We start from the raw sequence: 12,507 nt of genomic DNA on the forward strand, positions 1-12,507 counted from the left end.
TACATGAGCACCCCCACTACCCTCGCGATCAATGACTACCTGCCACCCCCCAGCAGCCTGAGCCGAATCCTTGGCAAGAGTTTTCGCCATCGTGGTTTCGCCATCGGCGCGGTGTTGTTGCTGATCATATTCACCGGCGCGCTCTTCGCCCCGTGGCTGGCGCCTCATGATCCTTATGCGCAAGACGTGATGCTGCGCATGAAACCGCCGGCATGGATGGCCAACGGCACCTGGGAATACGTCCTCGGCACCGACAAGCTGGGCCGTGATTACCTGTCGCGATTGCTCTACGGCGCACGTATCTCACTGTTCATCGGCATTGCGGCGGCATTGATTTCCGGCTTTATCGGCACTGTCATGGGGCTGTTGGCGGGTTACTACGGCGGCAAGGTCGATGCGTTCATCAGCTACCTGATCACCACTCGGCTGGCAATGCCGGTCGTAATGGTCGCGCTGGCCTCAGCCTCGTTGATGGGCGGCTCGCTGAAAGTGGTCATCGTGCTGCTCGGCTGCCTGTTATGGGATCGTTTCGCGGTGGTGGTCAGGGCTTCGGTGCAACAGATTCGCGATGCTGAATATGTGGCGTCGGCCCAGGCGCTTGGCTGCTCGACCCTGCGCATTCTGGTCAGTGAAATTCTGCCCAACCTGGTCGGCGCGCTGATCGTCGTCGCGACGCTGGAAATGGCCCACGCGATTCTGCTGGAGTCGGCCCTGTCATTCCTTGGGGTTGGCGTGCAGCCACCGACGCCGTCATGGGGTTTGATGATCGCTGAAGGCAAACCCTACATGTTCTTTTCCCCGTGGGTCATCGCCATTCCCGGCGTCGCCCTGATGATTCTGGTGCTGGGCATCAACCTGGTCGGCGATGGCCTGCGCGATCTCATCCTGCCCGCCGGCCGCAACTGATTAGAGGAGTCCGGACATGGCACTACTCCATGTTGAAAACCTGCGCGTGGACATCCCCATGGGCAACAGCCCGACGCCGGATGACATGCTGCATGCCGTGCGCGGTCTGAGCTTTGAAGTCGAACGGGGTGAAATGTTGTGCATCGTCGGCGAATCCGGCTGCGGTAAATCCCTGACCTCGCTGGCGCTGATGGACCTGTTGCCACGCAAGGCAAAACGTACGGCGTCCCGGCTGACACTGGACGGTATCAACATGCTCGGCCAGAGCGAACGGCACATGTGCGACCTGCGCGGAAACCGTCTGGCGATGATCTTCCAGGAGCCAATGACCTCGCTGAACCCGGCGTACAGCATTGGCGATCAGCTCAGCGAAGTGCTGACTCAGCATCGCAAGGTGTCACGCAAGGATGCCCTGGCTCGTGCCGCGCAGATGCTGGAGAAAGTCGGTATCAGCAATGCCACCGAACGCTTGCGCCAGTACCCGCATCAACTTTCAGGCGGTTTGCGCCAGCGGGTGATCATCGCCATGGCGTTGATGTGCGAACCGGACCTGATCATCGCCGATGAACCCACCACGGCCCTGGACGTGACCATCCAAGCGCAGATCCTGCGCTTGATCCGCGACATCCAGAAAGAGTTCGGCCTGGCGGTGATTTTCATCACCCATGACCTAGGGCTGGTGGCACGGATCGCCGATCGGGTCGCGGTGATGTATGCCGGGGAAATCGTCGAAACCGCCCCTGCCCTGCAACTGTTCGAGAACCCGCAGCATCCGTACACCCGTGGTCTGCTGGCCAGTATTCCAATCCCTGGCCGGACCAAACCGGGCGAAGCCCTGGGTTCGATTCCAGGCCTGGTGCCAAGCCTGGTAGGTGAACAGCAAGGTTGCGCGTTCCGCAATCGTTGCGCTCAGGCGATACCGGCCTGCGCGCAAGACATCCTCGAAGTCGAGCAGGACGGACACATGGCGCGCTGCCTGTTCGCCGCACCGGCCCCGGCACCGATTCGCCTTCTGGAGCGCGCAAGGTCATGAAAAAAGAGATTACGTTAGAGCTGTGTGACATCCGTCGCGAGTTTCGGATCAACAAGGGCTTTTTCAAACCCACCGCCATCCTGAAAGCCGTGGATGGTGTTTCCCTGCGCCTGATGCGTGGCGAAACCCTCGGCCTGGTAGGTGAGTCCGGTTGCGGAAAAAGCACCCTGGCAAAGCTACTGCTCGGTCTGTTGGCGCCTACCAGCGGCGATGTGCTGGTCAATGGCAAACATCTGGCGGCGACGGATCGCAAGGAAATGGCCCGGCACATTCAGCCGATATTCCAGGACCCGTATTCCTCGCTGAACCCACGCAAGACACTGCGCGAAATCATTACCTTGCCGCTGATCGTGCATGACATCGGCAGCCCCGCCGAGCGGCGCAAGAAAACCGAAGCGATGCTCGATGTGGTCGGTCTGCCCAAGCGGGTCATCGACAGTTATCCGAGCCAACTGTCCGGCGGCCAACGGCAACGGGTAGCCATTGCCCGGGCGTTGATCATGCGTCCTGACGTGCTGATCTGCGACGAACCCACCTCGGCGCTGGACGTGTCGGTGCAGGCGCAGATTCTCAACCTGCTGCAAGACCTCAAGCGCGAATTCGGTCTGACCTATCTGCTGATCAGCCACAACCTGGCGGTCATCGAACACCTCGCCGACCGGGTCGCGGTGATGTACCTGGGGCGCATCGTCGAAGAACGTACTCGCGAATCGTTGTTCGCTGAACCCGGCCACCCGTATACCCGCGCCTTGCTGGATTCGGTGCTCACCCCCGATCCGCGCCTGGGCATCCCCGAAATCGGCCTGCGCGGTTCCTTCCCCAATCCGATGTCCCCGCCCGCCGGTTGTGCCTTCCATCCGCGCTGCCCGAGCTGCTTCGCTCCCTGCAAGACGGCCTACCCGGCCAATGATCCGATTATTGGCGGCAACGTGCGTTGCCACCTTCACGACAATCCCGCCCAAACACTGGAGCTTGTCCACTCATGAGTCGTTCACTGGCCATCAGCAACACCACCGAGCAATTTGATAACGGCGCATTTTTCAGTTTGCTCGAACGCAGCGTCGCCTTGCACACCGAAAGCCAGGCAACGGACAGTCAACCCGAGTTGTATCGCTACCTCCATGACTTCATCACTCCGCATATCGAGGCGATGGGCTTCAGCGTCAAGATCTATGACAACCCGGTGGCAGAACGCGGTCCTTTCATGATCGCCACACGTATCGAGCATCCAGAACTGCCGACCGTGCTCAGCTACGGCCACGGCGATGTGGTGCGCGGCTATGAAGCCCAATGGCGTGAGGGCCTGTCGCCGTGGCAGGTCATTGCCGAAGGCGATCGCTGGTACGGCCGCGGCACGGCGGATAACAAAGGCCAGCACCTGATCAACCTGACCGCGCTGGAGCAAACCCTCAGGGCTCGCGACGGCAAGCTGGGGTTCAACGTCAAGCTGCTGTTGGAAATGGGCGAAGAAGAAGGCTCGCCGGGCTTGAACGCGTTCTGTGCCGCCCACAGCGAAGAGCTTGCCGCGGATGTTTTCATCGCCTCGGACGGCCCGCGCCTGGCAGCGTCACGACCGACGATTTTTCTCGGCTCACGCGGGGTATTCAACTTCGAGCTGGTGGTCAATTTGCGCGAAGGCGCCCATCACTCCGGCAACTGGGGCGGACTGCTGGCCAACCCTGGCATCATTCTGGCCAATGCCATCGCGAGCATGGTCGATGAGCATGGTCGGGTAAAAGTGGCGGGCCTGATGCCCGAGACACTGCCTGAGCCGGTTCGCCAGGCACTGGCCGATATTGACGTCGGTGGCGGACCGGGCGATCCGGAAATCGACGCCAACTGGGGTAATCCGGAACTCTCGCTGAGCGAAAAGGTGTTCGGCTGGAACACCCTCGACGTCATCGCCTTCAAGACCGGCAACCCGGACGCCCCCGTGCACGCGATCCCCGGCAAGGCCAATGCCCACTGCCATATCCGTTTCGTGGTGAACAGCGACTACACAACCTTTATCCCGGCTGTGCGTGCCCACCTGGATGCTCATGGTTTCAGCAATGTCGAAGTCAAACAAAGCCACATCGACGTGATGCATGCCACTCGGCTGGACCCGCAAAGTCCGTGGGTCAATTGGGCGCTCAGGTCCTTGGCACAGACCACCGGCAAAAAACCCGCGCTGCTGCCAAACCTCGGTGGCTCGTTGCCCAACGATGTGTTCGCGGACGTGCTCGGCCTGCCAACCTTGTGGGTGCCGCACTCGTACCCGGCCTGCTCACAACATGCGCCGAACGAGCACTTGCTGGCACCGGTGGTCAAGGAAAGCCTGCAAATCATGGCCGGGCTGTTCTGGGACCTGGGCAACGACGCGGCACGGCTGACTCAGGAACATCAGTTGCGGGAGCAGGCGCAATGAGCGCCACGTCACAACAGGCGCTGGACTGGCTTGCCGACCAGCGCCATGCCATGGAGGCGTTGCTGCAGCGTATCGTCGACACCGACTCCAACAGCTATGACAAAGCGGGCGTCGACGCGGTGGGGGCGCTGCTCGCGGCTGAACTGGAAGCGGACGGCATTCTGCTCAAGCACATGCCGGTCGATGGTTTTGGCGACGTGATGCTCGCCGAAGTGCCAGGCGAACCTGGCAAGCCGGTGTTGCTGCTGGGCCATCGCGACACGGTGTTCCCCAAAGGCACCACCGCGACGCGCGGCTACAGCCGCGATGGTAACCTTGCCTTTGGCCCCGGTGTCGCCGACATGAAAGGCGGCCTGGTGCTCAATTGCTTCGCCCTCAGGGCACTCAAGCGCGCCGGCCCGCTGCCCTATCCGGTGCAGGTCCTGTACACCGGTGACGAAGAAATCGGCTCCGGCAGCGCCAGACCCCATATCGAACACGCAGCCCGTGCCGCCCGCGCCGTGCTCAATACCGAACCTGGTCGGGCCAGTGGTAACGTGGTCAGCGCACGCAAAGGGGGTGCCACGCTGATCATCGAAGTCAGCGGTCGCGCGGCGCATGCCGGGGTCAACCATGCCGACGGCGCTAGCGCCATCGAGGCCCTGGCACGCAAGATCGTCAAGCTCCATGCCTTGACCGATTACTCGGCAGGTATCACGACTAATGTGGGCCTGATATCCGGTGGCACGTCCAGCAACACCGTCGCACCGAGCGCCTCGGCGCGGCTGGATGTGCGCTTCATCGAACTCAAGCACTGGGACCGGATCCTTACCGCAATCCTGGCCATCGTCGCCGAAGAAGAACTGATCGGCACCCACGCCATCCTCAAGGAAGCGACCACCTTTCTACCGATGGAAGCCCGTCACAGCGAACGATTGCTGCACATCTACCAACAAAAAGCCCTGGCACTGGGTTTCAGCGTCGAAGGCGAGTTTACCGGCGGTTGCGCCGACTCCGGGTTCACCGCCAGCCTGGGCATTCCAACCCTGTGTGGCCTCGGGCCGGTGGGTGGCAAAGTCCATACCGATCGTGAATATCTGGAACTGGACACGCTGGTGCCTCGCGCCCAGGCGTTGGTGGCGACCATCCTGGCTGTTGGCGAGAGCAGTTGAGATAACGGGACGTCGAGAACAAAGTCCAAAGTAAGAACAAGAGCAGGACACACGTCCAGCCTCTATGTAGCTGATCCACCGCCTTCGCGAGAGGCTCGCTCCCACAAGATGAAGCCGGCCTCAAGCGTCCCAAGGGGCCATGGCGTCAACGTCAATGGCGTAGCGTTCAATGGCCTCGGCACAGACACTGGCATCCAGAAGCCCCTCATGCACCAGTGAGGTCAGCGCACTCAAGACGATCTGGTGACGGTCCACTTCGAAGAACCTGCGCAGTTGACTGCGGGTATCGCTGCGGCCAAACCCGTCGGTGCCGAGCACGGTGTAATGGCCATCGAGATAACTGGCGATCAGCTGCGGCAAGGCGCGCACATAGTCGGTACAGGCAATGATGGGCGCCGAGTCGCGAAGGCATTTCTGGACATGACTGCATTTGGCAGGTTGTCCGGGATGCAGTCGATTCCAGCGCTCCACTTCCCGTGCCTCCCGGGCCAACTCGGTGAAGCTGGTGACGCTCCAGACTTGACTGTCGATCCCCCAATCCCCCGCCAGCAACTCGGCGGCGGCAATCACTTCGCGCAGGATGGCGCCGGAACCCAACAACCGGACTCGTCCGCGCGCATCCTCGACTTCATGCCGGGCAAACAGATACATGCCCTTGATAATGGCCTGTTCGACACCTTCAGGAAGGTTGGGCTGCGGGTAGTTTTCGTTCATCAAGGTGACGTAATAGAACTCGTCCACCTGACGCTCCAGCATCTGGCGCATGCCGTGATCCAGGATCACCGCGAACTCGCCGGCGAATGCCGGATCGTAAGCCCGACAATTGGGGATCATCGCCGCCATCAGATGACTGTTGCCGTCCTGGTGCTGCAGACCTTCGCCACCCAATGTCGTGCGGCCTGCGGTGGCACCGAGCAGAAAACCGCGGGCCCGTTGATCCGCCGCCGCCCAGATCAAGTCGCCGATACGCTGGAAACCGAACATCGAGTAATAGATGTAGAACGGCAGCATCGGCAGGCCATGCACCGAATAGCTGGTCGCCGCTGCAACCCAGGAACTGATCGCCCCTGCCTCGCTGATGCCCTCTTCGAGAATCTGCCCGTCCAGGGCTTCTCGATAACTGAGGATCGAACCAATGTCCTCCGGCTCATAACGCTGCCCCACGCTGGAGTAGATCCCGATCTGCTTGAACAGGCTGGCCATGCCGAACGTACGCGCCTCATCCGCCACAATCGGCACGATGCGCGGACCCAATTGCTTGTCCCGGAGCAAGCCGCTGAGCATCCGCACGAAGGCCATGGTGGTGGACATTTCCTTGCCTTGGGCGGCGATGGCGAACCCGGCGTAGCTGTTTACGTCGGGTACGGCCAATGACTCGCTGGCCGAAGGTCGCGCCGGTATGTAGCCGCCCAACGCCCGGCGGCGTGCATGCAGGTAGCGCATTTCCGCGCTGTCGTCGCTCGGCTTGAAGAAACTCAGGGAGACAGCCTGCTCATCGGTCAACGGCAGGTTGAAACGGTTGCGAAACGCGATCAACGCCTCACCGTCGAGTTTCTTCTGCTGGTGCACGGTCATCTTGCCCTGCCCGGCGTCGCCCATGCCGAAGCCCTTCTTGGTCTGGGCCAGGATGACCGTAGGTTTCTTGCCCTCGAGCATCGCGCTTTGATACGCGGCAAAGATCTTCACAAGGTCATGACCACCGCGTTTGAGACGGTCGATCTGCTCGTCGCTCAGGCTTTGGGCCAAATGCGCCAGGGCTTCGTCCTGGCCGAAGAAATGCTCACGGTTGAAGCGCCCATCCTTGGCCGCGAACGTCTGGAACTGGCCATCGACCGTGGCCGACAAGGCCCGGACCAACGCGCCGTCTTTATCCTGGGCAAACAATCTGTCCCAGTCGGAACCCCACACCAGTTTGATCACGTTCCAACCCGCGCCGCCGAACAACGCCTCAAGCTCGTCGATGATGCGACCGTTGCCACGCACCGGACCGTCCAGACGCTGGAGGTTGCAGTTGACCACCCAGACCAGGTTATCCAGCCCTTCCCGCGCCGCCAGGGTCAGCGCCGACATGCTTTCCGGCTCATCCATTTCACCGTCGCCAAACACCCCCCAAACGGTTCGCCCCGAGGTCTTTTGCAAGCCGCGATGCTCCAGGTAACGCATGAAACGCGCCTGGTAGATCGAGCTGATCGGACCGATCCCCATGGAGCCCGTCGGGAACTGCCAGAAGTCCGGCATCAACCAGGGATGCGGGTAACTCGACAATCCCCGGGCGCCCTTGGCACGCGCGCCGATCTCTTGCCGATAGTGCTGCAAATCCTTTTCTTCCAGGCGTCCCTCGAGGAACGCCCGGGCATAGACGCCTGGTGCCGAGTGCGGTTGGTAGAACACCAGATCACCGCCGCCGGTCGGGGTGCGCGCCTTGAAGAAGTGATTGAAGCCAACTTCAAACAGATCCGCCGCGCTGGCGTAACTGGCGATGTGTCCACCCAATTCGCCATAGGCGTGATTGGCCCGGGCAACCATCGCCAGGGCATTCCAGCGCATGATCGATGCCAGACGCTCCTCCATGGCCAGATCCCCGGGAAACACCGGTTGCTGCTCAACGCTGATGGTATTGATGTAAGGGGTGCCATGGCTGGGGCGCCAGCCGATGCCCGAAGTGCTGGCCACAGCCAGCAACATGTCGAGGATCTGTTTTGCCCGGCCCGTGCCGCCGTGGGCTGCGACGGAGAGCAAAGCCTCACGCCACTCGGCCATTTCTTCATCTTCGGCAGCCTGGGCCGGCCATTGGGCATGTGAATCGGACAGGTTCATACGCAACTCCTACAGGTGTCGGGTATCACTTCAAGGTGGCGCGAATGGCTGCCTCGGGCGAGGCGCTTTACCTGCTCCACCGCGGCAATGACGGAGCGTTCGGCCGCCTCGTCTGGTGCGACTGGGTAGAGGCATGGCTGACCAATGGAAAGGTCCTGCAAGAAGCGCTCATCCAGTTCACCGAGCACCACAAAACAGTAGTCACTCTTGGCCATTTGCACGCCAACGAGCTTGCCAGTCGCATCGCTCACCGTATCGATATGGATCAGCGCGACATTGTCAAAACAACTGAATCCCTGATGGATCAAATCGATATGGTCGCTATCGAGTCCGCTCACGATGACCACGATACGCGTACAGCTGGAAGGCTCGCGCATCCACCTCATTGCGTGGACACGCCCATCGGCGGTTCGACTCATAAGCGTTGCCTTTCTGGTTTCAACAGGCGAATTGACGAGGACAGGGTTAAATGACGCCGCGCGCCTGCAGCACGCTTTTGGCCAGACTCCGGGTCGCCGATAACACGTCTTCCACCTGTCGATCCATTGCCGCAGTGGATGAGGCTATTGCTCCCAATTCGACAACGCGCAACGGGTGACCGCAGACGGACCCCAGCCAGGTCAGGCCAGGCACCGTGCCGACTTCCAGCAGAAAGCTGTCGTGGGGGACGCAGCGCAGCAGTTGGCTGACATAACACGCGCCGCCCCCGGCAGACGGCTCCGGGCTGGACCCGACCCGCAACCAGTCGACCAGCAACGCCTCGGATTGTGTGACGGCCAGATAGGCCACCTGATCCCAGTCATCTATCGTCACGTGCAGCTTGTCTATCATGTACTTGGGCAGCGTGGCGCTGGTCACGATGACCACCCCGGCATCCGCCGAAGGTTCCTTGATCCAGACTGCGGATTGCGATATCCCATGCATGGCGGTACTCCCGGCGGTTGGGTTGCAGCGGCTTGCTCCAAGCGGCGATCCGACGATGAGGCCGTGACATTCAACATGCATGCCGACTGCCCCACCGCCTCGTAAGCAAGCGCTCGCCTACAGGTCACTGGCGTGAATCAGCCGTTGCGGAACAGGAAGCTGTAGGCGTTCAGCGCCGGCGCCCCGCCCAGGTGCGCATAAAGCACCTTCGAGCCTTCGGGGAACTCGCCACGGCGGACCATTTCGATCATGCCGTGCATGGACTTTCCTTCGTACACCGGATCGGTCAGCACACCTTCCAGGCTGCCGCACAGGCGAATGGCTTCTAGCGTACCGTCGTTAGGCAAACCGTATTCCGGATAGGCAAACCGCGTATCGAGCACCACGTCCTCTTCGGTGATTTCACGGCCCAATTCCACCAGTTCCGCGGTATGCCGGGCGATACGCAGGATCTGTGCCTTGGTTTTCTCTGGCTTGGCCGAGGCATCGATGCCGATCACCTTCTTCGAACGGCCGTCCGCGGCGAAACCGACGACCATGCCGGCCTGGGTACTGCCGGTCACGGAACAGACCACGATGTAGTCGAACTTGAACCCCAGTTGTTTTTCCTGCTCCCGCACTTCCTCGGCAAAGCCGACGAACCCGAGGCCGCCATAGGGATGCTCGGAACAACCCGCCGGGATCGGAAACGGTTTGCCTCCCTGCTCCACGACATCGCTCATGGCCTTCTCCCAACTCGGCCGGATACCAATATCGAAACCTGCTGCGTCAAGCCGCACGTCCGCCCCCATGATGCGCGACATCTCGATGTTGCCCACCCGGTCATACACCGCGTCGGAATAATTCACCCAGTTTTCCTGCACCAGCACGCACTTCATGCCCAAGTGGGCAGCGACCGCAGCGACCTGGCGGGTCTGGTTCGACTGAATGCCACCGATAGACACCAGCGTATCGCAGCCTTGCTCGATCGCTTCGGGAATCAGGTACTCGAGCTTGCGGGTCTTGTTCCCGCCGAAGGCCAGGCCACTGTTGCAATCCTCACGCTTGGCATACAGCTCGACCTTGCCACCCAGGTGTTCACTGAGACGCTTCAAGGGCGTGATGGGAGATGGACCGAAGGTCAACGGATAACGTTTAAAACGATTCAGGTTCATGACTCTGCTCCTCGATTATTGAATATCCAAGCGCCAGGCCGAGAAGCAAAGGGCTGCATTCCAGGCTCTTCCACGGGGGCTTCGATGAGTTCAATACTAAGAAGAAATCGAAGAATATGTATTGCAAATTATTAACAATTAAAGAAACATAATTTTCAGGAAAAACAATCAAACATACTTTTACTGCGTAGAAACTCATATGAGCGCAATAAATACTCGCAAGAAGCCAACCGAAACAGCCCCAACGCCACAGCCACTGGATCGAACCGACCGCGCCATTCTCAAGGCCCTGCAGCGAGATGCCTCCATTTCCAACGTGGCGCTGGCAGAGAAGGTCAAACTGAGCGCGCCGGCTTGCCTGCGACGCGTCGAACGGCTCAAGCAGGTCGGCCTGATCAAGCACATCGTCGCACTGCTGGACAATGAAGCGCTGGATGCGGGGATGGTGGTCTTGATCGGCGTGGTGCTGGACCGTTCCACACCGGAATCCTTCGCCGCATTCGAGGCGGCGGCACAAAAAGTGTCCGGCTGCATGGAATGCCATGTGGTGACGGGAGAATTCGACTACTTCATGTTGATACGAACCAAGGACAGCAACAGCTTCAACCGACTCCACGCGGAGCAACTGCTTTACCTGCCCGGGGTTCGCCAGATTCGCTCGTTCATGGGGTTGCGCCAGGTCTTGTCGACCACCCACATTCCCCTTTGAGGCTCCAATCAGGCCGAGCAGGCATCGGTTCGGTATTCATCGCTTACCCAGCGAAGCATCAAGCGGAATATCAAGAGTAAAGGTAGCGCCCTGCCCAACCCCGTCGCTGTGCACGGTCAAGCTGCCACCCATTTCCTGCGCGGCCAGCGCGCAGCTGTGCAGGCCAAAACCGTGACCGTCTTTGCGCGTCGTGAAGCCATGGGTAAAAATGCGCTTCAGGTGCTCAGGCGCAATCCCATTGCCATTGTCGGCCACCGTGATGCGCAATACGGCCCCGTCAACGAGGGACGCGCTGAACGTGACGCATGGGCTGCGATCGATCACGCCGTCCAACGCCTGCTTGGCATTGCCGATCAGGTTCACCAGAATCAGCAACACCCGGTGCCGGTCCAACGGCAGCAGGGGCGAGTCGGCAATGTCCTTGACCATCGTCACCTCCTGGCGCGCCAATAATCCAGCACTCATGCGCAAGGCATCGTCGATCAACTCTGCGACCGGCACGGTCTCGACAATACTGACGGAAACGGCATAGGACTGCTGGGCAGCGACAATGGTTTTGATGTGATCAATGCCCTTGGTGAGTTGCCCGAGTTCTTCGATGATGCTCCGTTGCTCTACCGCCACCACCTCCGCCAGCTTGAGCAGGTAGTCAGGCAGCATCTTTCCCTTGTGGTCCTTGGTGAGAAAGTCGCTCAGGTCATGGACGTGTTCGTTCATCAGTTGCGCCACCTTGCCCAGCCCCTGGGCCTTGGAGGTGCGCATCTGGCTGCTGACCAGTTCTGCCGATACGTTCACACTATTGAGGACGTTGCCGACGTTGTGCAGCACAGTCGTAGCGATTTCGGCCATGCCCGCCTGGCGGGATTTCGCGTGCAGTTCGGTTTGCACCTGGCTCATGCGCAGCGCCGCGCGTACGCGAGCCTTGAGTTCCAGCGGCGAAAAGGGTTTGGCGATGTAGTCATCGGCGCCACTCTCCAACCCGGAGACGCAAGCCTCGCTACCGCCGCGGGCGGTCACCAGGATCACGGGTAAATGAGCAAAACCGGCGCTGGCTTTGATTCTGGCTGTCAGGCCGAAACCGTCGAGCTCCGGCATCATCACATCCGAAACCACGACATCGATGGGTCGAAGCTGCAGCAGCGCCCAAGCCTGCTCTCCATCGGTTGCGGTGGCGACGATATAATCGTCTTGCAAAAGCTCGCTGAGGTAGCCCAGCATCTCCGGGCTGTCGTCGACCACCAGCACTCTGGATCGCGAGGCATGTTCCGGGAGCTGCTCGTCGTCTACGCCTTGGATCGAAGCTCGGTCATTGCGACTGCCAAGGCGACCGTCATCAAAACGCAGGTGACGCTGCTCGGTTTTGCTTATCGTGCTCGATGACGATCGCTCGTGCATCGCGCTGGCTT

Annotated in this window: 11 protein-coding genes and 1 pseudogene; 7 read left to right on the forward strand and 5 right to left on the reverse strand. The window is 60.5% G+C overall.

From position 1 onward, the window contains the following. The first annotated feature begins 3 nt into the window (after positions 1 to 3). The 5 genes from BT125_RS02770 to BT125_RS02790 are packed head-to-tail and all read left to right on the forward strand — an operon-like array spanning position 4 to position 5,497. On the forward strand, positions 4 to 906 hold the full coding sequence (locus BT125_RS02770) for an ABC transporter permease (RefSeq protein WP_072405074.1): 903 nt from the start codon (positions 4 to 6) through the stop codon (positions 904 to 906). Between the two features lie 16 nt (positions 907 to 922). Further along, positions 923 to 1,939, forward strand: a complete 1,017-nt coding sequence (locus tag BT125_RS02775) for an ABC transporter ATP-binding protein (protein ID WP_072405075.1) — start codon at positions 923 to 925, stop codon at positions 1,937 to 1,939. Next, complete coding sequence (locus tag BT125_RS02780; protein ID WP_072405076.1) at positions 1,936 to 2,925, forward strand: ABC transporter ATP-binding protein; 990 nt, start codon at positions 1,936 to 1,938, stop codon at positions 2,923 to 2,925. The genes BT125_RS02775 and BT125_RS02780 overlap by 4 nt, the downstream gene beginning before the upstream one ends. Next, positions 2,922 to 4,346 carry a M20 family metallopeptidase gene (locus tag BT125_RS02785; RefSeq protein WP_072405077.1) on the forward strand — a complete coding sequence of 475 codons (1,425 nt, stop codon included), beginning with the start codon at positions 2,922 to 2,924 and terminating at the stop codon, positions 4,344 to 4,346. The genes BT125_RS02780 and BT125_RS02785 overlap by 4 nt, the downstream gene beginning before the upstream one ends. Further along, positions 4,343 to 5,497: a M20 family metallopeptidase gene (locus BT125_RS02790; RefSeq protein ID WP_072405078.1), complete on the forward strand. Its 1,155-nt coding sequence runs from the start codon at positions 4,343 to 4,345 to the stop codon at positions 5,495 to 5,497. Before BT125_RS02785 ends, BT125_RS02790 begins: the two co-directional genes overlap by 4 nt. Positions 5,498 to 5,617: 120 nt before the next feature. Here BT125_RS02790 and mdeB read toward each other — a convergent pair whose 3' ends face one another. Next, positions 5,618 to 8,314 carry an alpha-ketoglutarate dehydrogenase gene (mdeB, locus tag BT125_RS02795; RefSeq protein WP_072405079.1) on the reverse strand — a complete coding sequence of 899 codons (2,697 nt, stop codon included), beginning with the start codon at positions 8,312 to 8,314 and terminating at the stop codon, positions 5,618 to 5,620. A gap of 44 nt (positions 8,315 to 8,358) precedes the next feature. On the opposite strand from mdeB, the gene BT125_RS29395 reads away from it, so the two are divergent. Further along, positions 8,359 to 8,787, forward strand: coding sequence for a hypothetical protein (locus BT125_RS29395; RefSeq protein ID WP_170866799.1), 429 nt, complete (start codon positions 8,359 to 8,361; stop codon positions 8,785 to 8,787). Here the strand turns inward: BT125_RS29395 and BT125_RS02805 are convergent. Then, entirely contained in the window at positions 8,780 to 9,238 is a 459-nt protein-coding gene (locus BT125_RS02805) for a transketolase (protein ID WP_072405081.1), read from the reverse strand. The genes BT125_RS29395 and BT125_RS02805 overlap by 8 nt on opposite strands. Before the next feature lie 137 nt (positions 9,239 to 9,375). Further along, positions 9,376 to 10,392 carry a 1-aminocyclopropane-1-carboxylate deaminase gene (locus BT125_RS02810; protein ID WP_072405082.1) on the reverse strand — a complete coding sequence of 339 codons (1,017 nt, stop codon included), beginning with the start codon at positions 10,390 to 10,392 and terminating at the stop codon, positions 9,376 to 9,378. Positions 10,393 to 10,591: 199 nt separating this feature from the next. On the opposite strand from BT125_RS02810, the gene BT125_RS02815 reads away from it, so the two are divergent. Further along, entirely contained in the window at positions 10,592 to 11,101 is a 510-nt protein-coding gene (locus tag BT125_RS02815; RefSeq protein ID WP_072405083.1) for an Lrp/AsnC family transcriptional regulator, read from the forward strand. A gap of 36 nt (positions 11,102 to 11,137) precedes the next feature. On the opposite strand, the gene BT125_RS29910 is transcribed toward BT125_RS02815, so the two are convergent. After that, positions 11,138 to 11,998 (reverse strand): sensor histidine kinase, encoded by an 861-nt coding sequence (locus BT125_RS29910; protein ID WP_371857786.1) that lies wholly within the window; start codon positions 11,996 to 11,998, stop codon positions 11,138 to 11,140. After that, positions 11,998 to 12,496, reverse strand: a pseudogene (locus BT125_RS29915) (response regulator transcription factor); the annotation flags it as partial. The pseudogene BT125_RS29915 and the gene BT125_RS29910, both read right to left, overlap by 1 nt. Positions 12,497 to 12,507: the final 11 nt, after the last annotated feature.

It is taken from the genome of Pseudomonas sp. NFACC04-2 (assembly GCF_900119265.1).
GTDB classification, from domain to species: Bacteria; Pseudomonadota; Gammaproteobacteria; order Pseudomonadales; family Pseudomonadaceae; genus Aquipseudomonas; species Aquipseudomonas fluorescens_AA.